The sequence below is a fragment of the Afifella aestuarii genome (genome assembly GCF_004023665.1).
Lineage (GTDB): Bacteria > Pseudomonadota > Alphaproteobacteria > Rhizobiales > Afifellaceae > Afifella > Afifella aestuarii.
In genome coordinates this window covers 558,656-573,067 of record NZ_SAUF01000002.1, presented here as the reverse complement: position 1 = coordinate 573,067, position 14,412 = coordinate 558,656, and the positions used below count along the sequence as shown (strand labels likewise).

General features: G+C 65.7%; 14 protein-coding genes. 5 read left to right on the top strand and 9 right to left on the bottom strand.

Translation table 11 applies throughout. The features are described from left to right. Position 1: 1 nt before the first annotated feature. Genes lpxK through EO094_RS11010 form a run of 6 tightly spaced genes read right to left on the bottom strand, consistent with a single transcriptional unit; the run spans position 2 to position 5,976 of the window. Complete coding sequence (lpxK, locus tag EO094_RS11035; RefSeq protein WP_128292350.1) at positions 2-994, bottom strand: tetraacyldisaccharide 4'-kinase; 993 nt, start codon at positions 992-994, stop codon at positions 2-4. A 3-nt stretch (positions 995-997) separates the two neighbouring features. Further along, the gene (locus tag EO094_RS11030; RefSeq protein ID WP_246008468.1) at positions 998-2,347 is read right to left on the bottom strand and encodes a 3-deoxy-D-manno-octulosonic acid transferase; all 1,350 of its coding nucleotides are present in this window, start codon (positions 2,345-2,347) and stop codon (positions 998-1,000) included. After that, a complete protein-coding gene (locus EO094_RS11025) occupies positions 2,340-3,008 on the bottom strand; it encodes a lysophospholipid acyltransferase family protein (RefSeq protein WP_205649890.1) in 669 nt (222 codons plus the stop codon). Before EO094_RS11025 ends, EO094_RS11030 begins: the two co-directional genes overlap by 8 nt. A 32-nt stretch (positions 3,009-3,040) precedes the next feature. Further along, positions 3,041-4,873 (bottom strand): ABC transporter ATP-binding protein, encoded by a 1,833-nt coding sequence (locus tag EO094_RS11020; protein ID WP_164879632.1) that lies wholly within the window; start codon positions 4,871-4,873, stop codon positions 3,041-3,043. After that, positions 4,857-5,111: a DUF4170 domain-containing protein gene (locus tag EO094_RS11015; protein ID WP_128292347.1), complete on the bottom strand. Its 255-nt coding sequence runs from the start codon at positions 5,109-5,111 to the stop codon at positions 4,857-4,859. The genes EO094_RS11020 and EO094_RS11015 overlap by 17 nt, the downstream gene beginning before the upstream one ends. 13 nt (positions 5,112-5,124) lie before the next feature. Continuing rightward, positions 5,125-5,976, bottom strand: coding sequence for a 3'(2'),5'-bisphosphate nucleotidase CysQ (locus EO094_RS11010; protein WP_128292346.1), 852 nt, complete (start codon positions 5,974-5,976; stop codon positions 5,125-5,127). Positions 5,977-6,155: 179 nt separating this feature from the next. On the opposite strand from EO094_RS11010, the gene EO094_RS11005 reads away from it, so the two are divergent. Further along, positions 6,156-6,683 carry a hypothetical protein gene (locus tag EO094_RS11005; protein WP_128292345.1) on the top strand — a complete coding sequence of 176 codons (528 nt, stop codon included), beginning with the start codon at positions 6,156-6,158 and terminating at the stop codon, positions 6,681-6,683. Positions 6,684-6,744: 61 nt separating this feature from the next. Here EO094_RS11005 and ubiA read toward each other — a convergent pair whose 3' ends face one another. Further along, on the bottom strand, positions 6,745-7,695 hold the full coding sequence (gene ubiA / locus EO094_RS11000; protein WP_128292344.1) for a 4-hydroxybenzoate octaprenyltransferase: 951 nt from the start codon (positions 7,693-7,695) through the stop codon (positions 6,745-6,747). 117 nt (positions 7,696-7,812) lie between these two features. On the opposite strand from ubiA, the gene purD reads away from it, so the two are divergent. Together purD and EO094_RS10990 are read left to right on the top strand one after the other, a co-directional pair. After that, on the top strand, positions 7,813-9,072 hold the full coding sequence (purD, locus tag EO094_RS10995) for a phosphoribosylamine--glycine ligase (protein ID WP_128292343.1): 1,260 nt from the start codon (positions 7,813-7,815) through the stop codon (positions 9,070-9,072). A gap of 240 nt (positions 9,073-9,312) precedes the next feature. Beyond that, on the top strand, positions 9,313-10,209 hold the full coding sequence (locus EO094_RS10990) for a patatin-like phospholipase family protein (RefSeq protein WP_128292342.1): 897 nt from the start codon (positions 9,313-9,315) through the stop codon (positions 10,207-10,209). A 4-nt stretch (positions 10,210-10,213) separates the two neighbouring features. Here the strand turns inward: EO094_RS10990 and EO094_RS10985 are convergent, their stop codons facing one another. Beyond that, complete coding sequence (locus EO094_RS10985; protein ID WP_128292341.1) at positions 10,214-10,666, bottom strand: nucleoside deaminase; 453 nt, start codon at positions 10,664-10,666, stop codon at positions 10,214-10,216. Between the two features lie 37 nt (positions 10,667-10,703). On the opposite strand from EO094_RS10985, the gene EO094_RS18930 reads away from it, so the two are divergent. Further along, on the top strand, positions 10,704-11,966 hold the full coding sequence (locus EO094_RS18930) for a pseudouridine synthase (protein WP_342772736.1): 1,263 nt from the start codon (positions 10,704-10,706) through the stop codon (positions 11,964-11,966). Continuing rightward, the gene (gene rsmD / locus EO094_RS10975; protein WP_128292339.1) at positions 11,941-12,525 is read left to right on the top strand and encodes a 16S rRNA (guanine(966)-N(2))-methyltransferase RsmD; all 585 of its coding nucleotides are present in this window, start codon (positions 11,941-11,943) and stop codon (positions 12,523-12,525) included. Before EO094_RS18930 ends, rsmD begins: the two co-directional genes overlap by 26 nt. A gap of 9 nt (positions 12,526-12,534) precedes the next feature. Here rsmD and mutL read toward each other — a convergent pair whose 3' ends face one another. Then, positions 12,535-14,409, bottom strand: a complete 1,875-nt coding sequence (mutL, locus tag EO094_RS10970) for a DNA mismatch repair endonuclease MutL (protein ID WP_128292338.1) — start codon at positions 14,407-14,409, stop codon at positions 12,535-12,537. Positions 14,410-14,412 lie beyond the last annotated feature (3 nt).

Below are 14,412 nucleotides of genomic sequence, written 5' to 3'. Positions count from 1 at the left end.
CTCAGAAGAGGCGCTCGGCGAGCCAGGCCCACAGAGCTTCCCTTTCGGGAATATCGGCCTCGACCGGAAACACGGTGAGCCTCTCATAGAGCGCCTGCCGCGCCCCTCCTTGTCCGGTGAGACGCGCGGCGTCCTTTTCCGTTGTCACGAGCTTCAGGCCGGCGCGCTCGGCGTCTGCGACGAGCCTCCGACAATCCTCTTCGCTGTAGGGGTGGTGATCGGGAAATGGCTGCCGTATCGCAACCACGGCCCCCACGTCTTCAAGCGAGCGAAAAAAGCGCTCCGGCGCGCCGATCCCCGCGAAAGCGAGAAACCTTTCATTCTGCCATGCGCCGCGGCCGCTTGGGCGCAGCATGCCGCGGAAGACCGGCAGGCCTTCCGCTTCGGCCGTCGCCGCCACGGCATCGCCCGGCTCACCTTCGCCCATGATGAAGACGCCGTCGGCGAGCGGAAGCTGCGACCTCATGGGCGCGCGCAGCGGTCCCGCCGGAAAGACGAAGCCGTTGCCCGTCCCCCTCGCCCCATCGACGACGACGAGCGAGACCGTCTTCGTAAGGCTCGGATTTTGAAAGCCGTCATCCATGATGACGAGGTCCGCACCTTTTTCTGCGAGAAGTCTTGCGCCGGCGACACGGTCGCGCGCCACGACGGTCGGCGCAACGGAAGCCAGAAGCAGCGGCTCGTCGCCCACCTCGTTCGCCGAATGACGGCTGCGATCGACTGCGAGCGGACCCTTGGTCGAGCCCCCATAACCGCGTGACAGATATCCGGGCTTGTGCCCCTTCTCGATCGCCAGGCGGCCGAGCCTCAGGGCAAGCGGGGTCTTGCCGGAACCGCCGAGTGTGAAATTGCCCACGCACAGAACTGGGCATGTCGCCGCCTCACCGGGTTGGCGCATCCGCCGGGCCGTGAACCAGCCATATAACCAGCCTGCCGGGGCGAGCGCCCGGCCGAGAGCTGCGCCCTTCCGCCACCAAAAGGACGGCGCATGCATGGCTCAGCCCACCTCGCCGACCCGGGCGACGGCCGGTTTTACCGGCAGATAGGGACGCAACGCGTCGAGGCTCCGCTCCAGCGCGCCCGTCAGGCTTTCGATGCAATGCGTGGCTGCGTCGACGCGCTGGCGCCGGTGCTCGGGATTGGCGAACAGCGCTTCGGCCTGGGCGGCGAGATCATCCGCCCCGCTCACTTCGCCGACGGCGTCGGCCGTGCGCAACGCCGCGAAGATTTCGGCGAAATTCGCCGTATGCGGTCCGTGCAGGATCGGCACTGCGAGTTTCGCCGGCTCGATCGGGTTCTGCCCGCCATGCGGAATGAGGGTGCCGCCGAGAAAAGTCACGTCCGCCAGCCGGTACCACAGCCCCATCTCGCCGATCGTGTCGGCGATGAAGACCGGTTTCGTCATGTCGGGCATATCGCCGGCCGAGCGCAAAGCGGGTGTCAGCCCCGCATTGCGGCAAAGATCAGCCAGCGCCGGGGCCCGTTCCGGGTGGCGCGGCGCCAATATCGTTAGAAGATCGGGACGCACGGCGCGCAGCTTCTCCGCAGCGGCCAGAACCTGCTCGTCCTCTCCCGGATGCAGGCTCGCGCCCAGAAAGACGGGCCGTCCCTTGATGGTTTCACGGAAGGCGGCAAGCTCCGCCGCCGGCGCGGACGGTTCCGGCGCATCGAATTTGAGATTGCCGCTGACCATGACCTTGTCCATGCCGAGCGCCTTGAAGCGGGCTGCGTCATCGCCCGTCTGCGCGAGACACAGCGAGATGCGCCGCATGATCGACCGTCCGAGCGGGCCGCTTTGCCGCCAGCGTCGGAAAGAGCGCGGGGACATGCGGCCATTGACGACGACGAGCGGCACGCCATGCCGCGACAGCTCGTCCATGGCGACGGGCCACAGCTCCGATTCCACGAAGATCGCCAGTCCCGGCCGCCAATGCTGGACGAAGCGGGCGCAATAGCGCGGCACGTCGAGCGGCACATATTGGTGGATGGCGTTGCCCTTCAGCCGGGCGCGGGCGATCTTTGCCGAGGTCACCGTGCCGGTCGTCAAAAGGATGCCGAGCCCCTCCTCCTGCATGGCCGAAATCAAAGCGAGGACAGCATTCGTCTCGCCGACACTCGCTGCATGCACCCAGACGAGCGGCCCTGCCGGCCGCTTGCGACCGGGAATGCCGCGGCGCTCCGCCAGTCGTTCGCCCTCTTCCTTGCCGCGTCGCTCGCGCTCGCGCAGAAGCAGGGCCGCAGCGGGCTCGACGAGCCGGCCGGCGCTGCGCCAGGCGGCAAAGGCGACACGGTCCCAGAAACCACGTCCGTCGATTTCCTGCATCGGGGGGCCGTCGATTTCACGCATGGGCGATCCCCGCGAGCTCTTCCGCCTTTGCCAGAACTTGATTCAAGCCCTCCTCGGCCGACAGCCGAAGGGCTTCCAGCTCTTCCGGCGTCGCCTTTGCGGGAACGAAGATCGGATCGCCGAGCGCAAAGCCGCCGCGCCCGAAGGGAAGCGGAATGCGGGCCCGGTCCCAGCTGCCAAGATCGATGCGCCACTTCGTGGCGACGCCAAGCGGCACGATCGGACGCCCGGAATGCTGTGCGAGTTTGACCACGCCCTCGCCGCAACGCCTCGGGGTGCCCCGCGGCACATCGGCGGTCTGTGCCACCGACAGGCCATGCTCCAAAGCATCGAGCATTCCGAGAAATCCTGCGACGCCGCCCTTCTTGGCGGCCTTCAAACGGTCGCGACCGCCGGAACCTCGCACCACCTTGAGTCCCATCGCCTCGACCGCGGCGGCATTGATCGCTCCATCGGCGGAGCGGGAGACGAGCACGGCGAAGTCGTGCCCCTCGCGCCGCATCAGCGGCACCAGGAAATGCTGCCCGTGCCAGCAGGCACCGATGATCGGCAGCTTGCCCTCGATCTTGGAATAAGGCTCCGCGGGGTCGGTCGCAAAACGCGTCGTACGGCGCACGAATCTCAGATAGGCGCCGGCCGCGCGTCCCACGAACCGGGACACTTTGGGGTTCCGCGCAAGTGTCTTCAACATGCTCAGCGTCCGGCAGCCGCCAAGGCTGGTGCCTCGCCAACGAACTGCGTGTGAAACATGCGCGCATAGGCGCCGTTCTTGGCGATCAGCTCGTGGTGGCTGCCACGCTCGACGATGCGTCCTTCGACCATGACGCAGATGAGATCGGCCCGTTTCACCGTCGACAGGCGATGCGCGATCATCAGAACCGTGCGCCCTTTCAGCAATCCGTCGAGAGCGGTCTGCACCTTGGCTTCGGCTTCCGCATCGAGCGCGCTCGTCGGCTCGTCGAGAAGCAGGATCGGGGCATCGCGCAGCATGGCGCGCGCAAAAGCCACACGCTGCCGTTCGCCGCCCGACAACCGCCCCCCGGCTTCGCCCACATGCGTCTCATAGCCGTTCGGCAGACGGGAAATGAAATCATGCGCCGCAGCGGCTTTGGCCGCTTCGATGATCTGCTCCTGCGACGCCTCTTCCGATCCATAGGCGATGTTGGTCCGGATCGTCTCGTCGAACAGAACAGGGTCCTGCGTCAGGAGCGCAGATGCACCACGCACGCTCGGCAAGGTGACGTCGCGAACATCCTGACCGTCGATGAGAATGCGTCCGCCGCTCGGATCGAAAAAGCGCAAGGCGAGATTGAGAACGGTGCTCTTGCCGGCGCCGCTTGGCCCGACCAAAGCGACTTTCTGGCCCGGTTCGATCGACAGGTCGAAATCGCGCAGGACCGGCGTGCCGTTGTCATAGGAAAAATCGACATGCTCGAAGCGGATGCGTGCTTCGCGCACATTGAGCGGCTTGGCGCCGGGCTTTTCCGCGACGATCGCGGAATGATCGATCACGGCAAAGATGCGGCTTGCCGCGGTCACGCCCTCAGAAAGCTGCGCCTGGGTCTGGGCCAGAGTGCGCATCGGCGGATAGGTCAGCATCGCAGCCGTCAAAAAGCCGGCGAAGTGGCCAAGCGAGACGTTGCCGTAAATCCCCTGCCAGCCGCCATAGAAGATCGCGGCGGCGATGCCGACCCCCGAAAGCGTCTCGGTGACCGGGCCGACGGCAGCACGTGAGCGCGCCGTCTTCATCAGATAGCGGACGATATTGTCGACGATGACGTGGAAGCGCTCGGCCTCGCGCTGCTCCTGGCGATAGGCCTTGACGACGCGCAGGGATTGCAGCGTCTGCGTCAGCATGCTGCCGAGATCGCCCGCTTCCTTGAGCGAGCGCCGCACGGAGCCGGAAATGCGCTTGCGCTGGCGCGTCAGATACAAATAGGCGAACGGCATGCCCGCGCAGACGAGGAGCGCCAGCCGCCAGTCCATGTAGAACATCGACGCCGTCAGAAAGAGCACCGTCAGCGAATCCTTGACGAGCGCTGTCATGGTTTTGGCGGCCGCGCGCTGGACGATATCGGCGTCGTTGACGAAAGCGGAGACGAAGCGGCCCGAATGCGTGCGCTCCACCCAGGCGAGATCGGCCTTCGTCAGCGTCTCGAACATGCGGATGCGCAATTCGGAGACGACCTTGTTGCCGAGCCACGCATCGGTGACCTTGGACGTCCAATCGGCAACGCCGCGCACGCCCATGACGAGGATGATCGCCACCGGCAGCAGATAGAGAAGCATTTCGTTCTTGGCGACGAACACCTCGTCCGCGACGACCTGAATCAGGAACGGCACGGCGCCAGACGTCGCCGCGCCGACAACCATGCTGATCAGCGCGACGAAAAGGACGCGACGATGCGGCCAGAGAATGTCGACCAGAAGCCGCCGCATGACGGCATAGGCCGAGATGTCCTCGACCGTCAGAGTATCGCTGCCACCGTCCCGGCTGATTTCGCCGGAACTACCGCTTTGGGTCATGTTCAGGATCGAGCAATCGGTGCAGATGCACGATGAAATAGCGCATATGCGCATTGTCCACCGTCATCTGCGCCTTTTCCTTCCAGGCTTTGTAGGCCTCGGCGTAGTTCGGATAGACGCCGACGATGTCGAGCGCTTCGAGATCGGTGAAATGAAGACCGCGCAGATCGCTCAGTTCGCCACCGAAAACGAGGTGGAGAAGCTGTCCGCTTTTCGTTTCGCGAGGTTCAGAGGTCATATATGGCCCTTGATCAGTGAGAGATCCCGGCGCGCGCCGCGCGCTCCTCTTCGACCCGGCGCAGAACGGCAAGCAATTTGTCCTGCAGTCCCGGATTGGCGGCAGCAAGCGTTCCATGCCGCAGCTCCGCCCGGTTGTAGACGGGCGGCCGTCCGTCCAACGCGGTCAGCCGGCCACCGGCTTCGTGCACCAAAAGATCACACGCCGCAAGATCCCAGTCATGTGCCCGAGGGCGCGCGAAGGCCGCATCGAAAGATGCGTCAGCCACGTTGGCAAAGCGCCAGGCGAGCGAGGGCAAATACCGCGAAGGCCTAACAGAATGCTCGCGCCAGACCTCGCTTTTGAACCAAGAATTCGGCCCGGCAATGGCGCAGTCGCTCAAAGTGTGACGGTCCGCCACCGTGATTTTTTCACCGTCTTCGCTCGCCCCATCGCCCAGCGTCGCCGTCATCAGGCGATCGAGGGCGGGGGCAAAAAGCACCGCCGCGCCCGGGCGGCCGTCGCGCACGACGGCGATCGAAATGCACCAATGCGGATCGCCGGCGAGGAAACCTCGGGTTCCGTCGATCGGATCGACCACGAATACGCTGCGACATTCAAGCCGGCGCGGATTGTCCGCCGTCTCTTCGGAAAGCCAACCATAATCCGGCCGAGCGGCCAGAAGCGCCTCGCGCAGAAAGGCATCGACCTCCATGTCGGCCACGCAGACCGGCGAGCCGCCGGCCTTGCTCCAGTTCTCCGGATCGTGCCGGAAATGGCGCATCGCAAGCGTGCCGGCGCGGCGCGCGGCATCTGCCAGAAGCGTCCGATCGGCGCGATTGCGCTCCGTCTCGTCGGCCGGAATTTGAGTGTCAGATTGATCCATCGCACTGCCATATCGTGCGCCGTCGCAAAAGCGCAATGTTCAGAGTTCGCTTACCCTCACAGACAGAGACACAGTCTTAACCAAGCCCTTTAAGCAATCCGCAGATGCGAGGCGCGATCCTCTCGGCTATCAAATCGGCAAAAGCCGAGGAAAGAGCCAAACAGGCCGGGCAAAAAAACATGCGTCAAACAGAACAGAAACTGGTCGAAGACAAGACAACGGGTTGCCAAACGCGGCGGCCCGCCGTCTTCGAGACCTTTGGATGGTATGCGGCGACGACGGCTGAAGGCGGACGGGCGGTGGCGCTTTTCGCCAGCGAACGCGTCGTGGTCGAGCGCACCGTCGCTGGCATGCGCTGCCTCCTCGATGTCGCCCACAGCGCCTTCAACGGCGTCCGCCTCGTGCGCGAGATCGGGGGCTATTGCATCGTCGTCGAGCATGACGACCCTGGGCTGACGCTCACCCTCGCTCAGACCTTGCCACTGGAGGAGGCCAAGACCTTCCGTGACGCCCTGAGCGCGCATTTGAAGAGCAGCTTTGCCGGCGACGTTCACGTCTCGAAGCGTCTCGACGGAGGCCGCTCGAAGCTGCGCACCCGGCGCCCCCTGCGCAACACGAAACGCCCACGCTTTCTGGCGCGTCGCCGGATCGGCGGGTTGGACGAGCAGGAGCCGATCAACGGCGACGAGTTGATCGCGCGCACCTGATCCCACCCCCGGCAGATTTTTGCAAGAACCCGTGCCCGGCCTTGGCCGGGCGATCTGGATGTCAGCCGAAAAGAGCCTTGAACAGCGCGTCCAGGCAGAGGCCCGCAAAGATGATGGCCCCGGCATCCCGGTTTGAGCGGAAGCGCAGCAGGCAATTGTCGGCATCCTCGGTGTCGAGCGTCGCCACCTGCCAGGCAAAATGCGCAGCAACGCCCAAGAGCCCGAGATAGGCAAAGTAGCCGCCGCCGGCGAGCATCACCGCGCCTAAAAGCAGCGCCACAGCGAGACCGAAGAAGCCGACGAGAGCCCGGCGCGTATGGGCGCCGAAGAACTGAGCCGTCGAGCCGATGCCGATCAAGGCGTCGTCTTCCTTGTCCTGATGCGCGTAGATCGTGTCGTAGGCGACGGTCCAGGAAATCGCGGCGGCATAAAGCAGCACCGGCGCCCAGCCGAGCGAGCCGAAGATTGCCGCCCAGCCGACGAGCGCGCCCCAGGAAAACGAGATGCCGAGCACGACCTGCGGCCAGTTCGTGACCCGCTTCATGAACGGATAGACCGCCACAAAGACGAGCGAGGCGAAGCCAAGGCCGATGGTGAAGGCGTTGAACTGAATGAGGACGAGAAGCCCAACCAGGCATTGCAGGAAGAGAAACAGAAGTGCCCGCTTGAGGCTGACGGCCCCCGACGGGATCGGCCGGGCGCGCGTGCGCGCTACCTTGGCATCGATATCCTGGTCGACGAGATCGTTGTAGGTGCAGCCTGCCCCGCGCATCGCGACGGCGCCGATGAGGAACAGGATGAGCTGCCAGATCGGGGGGAACGCGCGGCCATCGGCAATCGATGCGAGCGCGGACGACCACCAGCACGGCCACAGAAGCAGCCACCAGCCGATCGGCCGGTCCCAGCGGGCCAGCCGTCCGTAGGGCTTCAACCAGTCCGGAGCGAGCCGATCGAGCCAATGGCGGGAGACGGAATCCGGGAGCGCTCCGCCCTGTGCGGCATTGTCTGTCATGACGTTTGCTCACCGAAAGTGGGAGAGAAGGTCAAGCCCCTTTAAGAATGGGCTGCTGCGGCTTATCACCCCGACCTATAAGGCGCGAGGGGTTTAGCGCTTCAGGAGGCTTGAAACGTGCGGGTTTTGTTGATCGGAGGAGGCGGCCGCGAGCATGCGCTCGCCGGAGCGCTGGCGGCTTCGCCGCGCTTGAGCAAATTGTTTGCCGCGCCGGGGAATGCCGGCATCGCGAATGTGGCGGACTGCGTCCCACTTGATTCTTCAGACAACCGCGCCGTCGTCGATTTCTGCCGCAAGGAAGCGATCGACCTCGTCGTGGTCGGTCCGGAAGGCCCGCTCGTGGCAGGCCTCGTCGATCGGCTCAAGGAGGCGAAGATCCGCGCCTTCGGGCCGAGTGCAGCGGCAGCACAGCTCGAGGGCTCGAAGGTCTTCACCAAGGCCTTGTGTGCACAGGAGAATATCCCGACCGCCGGCTACGAGGCCTTCAGCGACCGCAAGAGCGCGCTCGCCTATGTCGAAAAACACGTCATGCCCGTCGTAGTGAAGGCCGATGGCCTCGCCGCCGGCAAGGGCGTCACCATCGCCACGACGCCGGAAGACGCGCGCAAGGCGGTGGAAGCGGTCTTTCTGGAGGACGGCGCCCAGGTCGTCATCGAAGAGCATCTCGTCGGGGAAGAGGCGAGCTTCTTCGTCTTGTGCGACGGCAAGACGGCACGTCCGCTGACGACGGCACAGGATTTCAAGCGCGCCTATGACGGCGACGAGGGCCCCAATACCGGCGGCATGGGCGCCTATTCGCCCGCCCCCGTCATGGATGTCGCCACCCAGGCGCGGACGATGCGGGAGATCATCGAGCCGACACTTGCCGCGATGGCGAAGCGAGACATGCCGTTCTGCGGCGTTCTCTATGCCGGGCTGATGATCACAGCCGACGGCCCGAAACTCATCGAATACAATGTCCGCTTCGGAGATCCGGAATGCCAGGTTCTGATGATGCGGCTTGAAAGCGATCTCCTGGCGCTTCTCGATGCGGCAGTCGCCGGCACGCTCGACCGCACCTCCATCGCCTGGCGCAAAGAGCCGGCACTCACTGTCGTCATGGCCGCCAAGGGTTATCCCGGCCCTTACGAGAAGGGCAGCATCATCAAGGGGCTGGAGGACGCCGCGGCGATCGAAGGAGCAACCGTCTTTCACGCCGGCACACGTCGCGTCGATGACGACATTCTTGCCGCCGGCGGGCGCGTCCTCAATGTCGGCGCAATTGGGGCCGATCTCACTGAGGCGCGCAAGAGGGCCTATGAAGCCGTCGGCCGCATCGACTGGCCCGAAGGCTTCTGCCGTTCCGACATCGGAGAGGCAGCGAGCCGCCGGGGCTGAACGCGCTTTCAGGTGCTCTTCAGGCGCACCAAATAACAAGACGTCATGATGGCTTTGCAGGCCGCAGGACCAAAAGCGGCACCAAAACAGCTGTCGCGCGTTGGTTGTAAAACCTTCATGCAGCGCCTCTACGGTTCACGAAGACGATAACTTCCTCACGAACCGTTGGAGCGAAAAAGAGACCGGGGAGGAGAGGCAGGCGGGAGGCCGATGCGGGCGAGAAGGCCCGGGAGCTAAAGGATGAGCTTGAATCACGATATCGGTCTGGCGCTCGGCGGGGGCGGCGCCCGCGGAATGGCGCATATTCTCGTCTGCGAAGTCTTCGACGAGCTCGGGCTGAAGCCCGCTTTGATCGCAGGCACCTCGATCGGCGCCATCATCGGCGCGGGTTATGCGAGCGGCCTGTCCGGTCGGGAGATGCGCGAGCGGGCGATCGAATTCTTCGGCCAGAGACGAGAGCTCTATTCCCGCCTGTGGCAGACGCGTCCGATCGGCTTCGGCGACATCCTCCGCGGCCGTCTGTTGCAGGCGCAGTTCGATACGCTGCGGGTGCTGGAGAACTTCGTGCCCGGCATCGAAGTGGTGCCGGAAACCTTCGAAGAGCTGAAGATCCCGCTCAAGGTCGTCTCCTGCGACTTCTACGGCTGGTGCGAGACGGTGATGGAGACGGGCGAACTCCGGCCGGCAATCGCCGCCTCGATCGCCATTCCCTCCGTCTTCAAGCCCGTGTCGATCAACGGGCGCATCCAGATCGACGGCGGCGCCGTCAATCCGCTGCCCATAGATCTCTGTCTCGACAAATCCCTGATCGTGGCCTCCGACGTGGCCGGCGGGCCGAACGGCGACCCGGACAAGGTTCCGGGGCTGCTGGAGACGATCATCGGCGCCGCCCAGATCTCCATGCAGTCGGTGCAGGCGGAAAAGCTGAAGCGGCGGCGGCCGGACATCCTGTTCAGGCCGGAAATCAATGGCTTCTTCATCCTCGACTTCCTGAAGAGCGAGCAGATCATCTCGCTCAACGAGCCGCTCAAGGACGATTTGAAGCGGCGCCTCGAACACATCATCGATTCGCCCTTCGAGCGCAGCGATGCTCCCGCCGCTTCCAAGCTCAAGGCGGAGATCGGCCTGGCGCATTAACGCACTAAGACCCGCGCCGGTCTTTGAAAAAGCTCCGCAAAAGCTCGGAGGCCGCGCCCTCCGCGATGCCGGAATAGACCTCGGGCGCATGATGGCAGGTCGGCGCAGAGAAGAAGCGCACACCGTTGTCGACCGCGCCGCCCTTCACATCCTCCGCGGCATAATAGAGCCGTCGAATGCGCGCGAAGCTGATCGCCGCCGCACACATGGTGCAGGGCTCAAGCGTCACATAGAGGTCGCAGCCCGTCAGCCTTTCGGAGTTCAGCGTCGCGGCACCGGCGCGAAGAACCAGCATTTCCGCGTGCGCACTCGGATCCCGGTCGGCGAGCGTGCGGTTGCCGGCGCGCGCGATGATCTCGCCGTTTCGCACCAGCACCGCACCAACGGGCACCTCACCACGTGCGGCGGCCGCTTCCGCCTCTGCGAGCGCTTCTGTCATAAAGGGGCTTCGTCTCATCTCGCCTGGTCGCGACGCCTCTGCTAGAGCTTGCCGCATGAGTGGGCAGAAAACCTCAGAAGCGCAAGACGGGCCGGACAAGGGCGAGCGCATCGCGAAAGTGATGGCGCGCGCCGGGCTATGCTCGCGCCGCGAAGCAGAAAGCTGGATTGCGGCAGGCCGCGTCAGCCTCAACGGCCGGGTCTTGACGACACCAGCCATCACAGTCACCGAGCGCGACAAGATCGTCGTCGACGGCCAGCCGCTGCAGGCGCGCGAAAGAAGCCGTCTTTTTCTCTATCACAAGCCGAAAGGCCTCGTGTGCACGCAGCGCGATCCGGAAGGGCGGCCGACGGTCTTCGCCGCCCTGCCGCCCGATCTGCCGCGGGTGATGAGCGTCGGCCGGCTCGACATCAACACCGAAGGTCTTCTCCTTCTCACCAACGATGGCGGGCTGGCGCGTGTGCTGGAGCTCCCGTCGACCGGCTGGCTGAGACGCTACCGGGTGCGGGCGCATGGCCGCATCGACCAGGAGACGCTCGATCGGCTGAAGCGCGGCATCGCCGTCGGCGGCATGCTCTACGGGCCGATCGATGCCGTCCTGGAACGACAGCAGGGCGACAATGTCTGGCTTCTCCTCGGACTTCGCGAGGGCAAGAACCGCGAGGTGAAGCGGGTGCTCGAACATCTCGGCCTCGTCGTGAACCGCCTCATCCGCGTCTCCTACGGTCCGTTCCAGCTCGGCGATCTGCCGGTCGGCACCGTCAAGGAAGTGCCAGGGCGGACGTTGCGCGACCAGCTCGGCGAGCGTCTGGCTGAGGCCTCCGGGGCGGATTTCACCGCCCCTCCCCGCCCGACAAACCCAGCGGGCGACAAGTCGCAGGCGGGCGGCAAGGACGGCGCGCCCGCGGGCCGCAAAGGCGGCCGACGCGGCGCCGGGCCTTCAGCGGGCCCTGATCAGGCCCCGCGTCGAGGCGCGGCCAAGTCCGGCAGAGGCGCGAGCGAGAGCGAAGCGCGGTCACCGCGCTCCTCCGGCGCCAAAACTCCATATCCCGAGCGGCAGGCCACGTCCGGCGAGCGCGCCGTCACCGGCCGCAGCGACAAGAAAAGCCGGGACCGGAAAGGCGACGACAAGAGAGCGCCAGAGAAAACCTTCGGCAAGGGCCGGCCCAACACCGCCAAGTCTGGCAACGCAAGGCCCGGAAACATGGGGGCCGGAAACGGGGGGGCCGGAAACGGGGGGGCCGGACGCGCCGGGCCTGCCGACGCGAAGACCGGCGACAGGAAGGGCGGCCATGCGCATCGTCGGCGGAAGCCTTAAGGGGCGGCCGCTCGCGGCGCCGAAAACCCAGGCTGTGCGGCCGACGACGGATCGCCTGCGCGAGAGCCTGTTCTCCATCCTGGAGCATCGCCACGGACTGCCGGCGAAGGGCAGCCGCGTCCTCGACCTTTTTGCCGGCACGGGCGCACTCGGGCTCGAGGCGATTTCCCGCGGCGCCGGCTACGCGCTTTTCGTCGAACAGGGCGTGGAAGGCCGCAGCCTCATTCGCAAGAATATCGAGACCTTGGCGCTGACCGGTGCGACCCGCATCTTCCGCCGCGATGCGACGAGGCTCGGCGTCGTCGGCACGATGGCGCCCTTCGACCTCGTCTTCTGCGATCCACCCTACGGCAAGGGGCTCGGCGAACAGGCGCTTGAAGCAGCCCTTGCGGGCGGCTGGCTGAAGCCCGATGCGCTCATCGTGCTCGAAGAAAGCGACCGGGCGGAGATTTCCCTGCCGGAGGGTTTTGCGCTCGTCGACAAGCGCGAGAGCAGCGACACGCAGCTCATTTTCCTGCAGGCGGCAGACGCACCCGAGAGCGTTCCGACCTCCAGCTGAACGGCGCTCTCAGCGCCGGCCGAACAGCCGCTCGATATCGGAGAGCTTCAGAGCCACATAAGTCGGCCGGCCATGGTTGCACTGGCCGGAATTGGGCGTCTTTTCCATCTGGCGCAGAAGCGCGTTCATCTCGTCGGGCTTCATCCGCCGGCCAGATCTGACCGAGCCGTGACACGCCATGGTGGCGGCGACATGGTCGAGCTTTTCGCGCAGGCGCGTCGACGCATCGAATTCGGCCAGATCGTCGGCGATATCGCGCACGAGCGATGCCGCATCGACCTCGCCCAGGAGCGCCGGCGTTTCGGTGACGGAGATCGCGCCCGGCCCGAACGGCTCCACCACCAGGCCGAGCTCGGCAAGCTCATCGGCACGGGCGGCGAGCCGCTCCACATCCTCATGCGGCAGATCGACGATTTCAGGGATGAGCAGCATCTGCCGCGGGACCTGGCGCCCGCCGAGTGCCTCTTTCAAACGCTCATAGACGATGCGCTCGTGGGCGGCGTGCTGGTCGACGATGACGAGACCGTCTTCCGTCTGGGTAACAATGTAATTCTCGTGGATCTGCGCCCGCGCGGCTCCGAGCGGATAGGACACGGCCTCGCCCGTCTCGACCTGCCGGAATTCCGCGCTCGGACGGTCATCGACGAAGGCGGCTTGTGTCCCTTCGCCAAAGCCCGAGGTGAAGGTCGCGGGCTGCTCGGCCTCGCCCATCGCGAAAGTCGGCGAAGCGGCCTCAGCCTCGCCCCTCGGATCCGGCGCGGCCCAGCCCTGCCAGCCGGCGGGAGCACTCGGCGCATAGCCGAACGGACGCTGTGCGCCGCCCGACCAGCCTTGCGGCCGCGCCGACGAGCGGCGCAGCGCTTCAAGCGTCTCCACCCCGCCGGTCGAAGCGGCACGGAAGCCGTGCTCGGCCAGAGCCTCGCGCACGGCGCGGATGATGAGACCCCGGACGAGACCTGAATCGCGGAAGCGCACCTCAGCCTTCGCGGGATGCACGTTGACGTCGAGATCTTCCGGAGACAGCTCCAGGAAGAGCGCCAGAACCGCATGCCGGTCGCGCGCGAGAACGTCGGCATAAGCGGCACGGATTGCACCGGCGAGCAGCCGGTCGCGCAGAGAGCGGCCGTTGACGACGACGAATTGCGACAGGGAATTGGCGCGGTTGTAGGTCGGCAGGGCGATGAAGCCCGACAGGCGCACACCCTCCTTTTCGGCCGCGACCGGGACGGCGTTGTCGGCGAATTCCTCGCCCAGAATATCGCCGAGCCGCGGCAGCAGCGATTTGCGCGGCGCCCAGTCGAGCGTCTTGCGGTCCCCGCCCGCGAGCGTGAAACGAATGTCGGGATGGGCGAGCGCGATACGGCGCAGCTGATCTGTGACGGCCGAGGTCTCCGCGCGGTCGGAGCGCAGGAATTTCAGCCGCGCGGGTGTCGCGAAAAAGAGCTCGCGCACCTCAACCTGCGTCCCCGCCGCACGGGCCGCCGGCACCGGCTCGGCCTTGCGGCCACCGTCGACGAGGATCGACCAGCCATGCTCCTCGCTCTTGTGCCGGCTTTCGAGCGAGAGCCTTGCAACAGAGCCGATCGAGGCGAGCGCTTCGCCGCGGAAACCGAGCGAGGTGATGTGGGCGAGGTCGTCGTCCGGCAGCTTCGAGGTGCAATGGCGGTCGACTGCGGCGACGAGATCGTCGCGGCACATCCCCTCGCCGTCGTCGGTGACGCGGATGAGGCTCTTGCCGCCGGCGCTCGTCACAACCTCGACGGCCCGCGCACCGGCGTCGATGGCGTTCTCTACGAGCTCTTTGACGACGCTCGCAGGACGCTCGATCACCTCGCCGGCGGCGATGCGGTTGACGATATGCTCAGGAAGAGCGCGAACGGCCAAGAT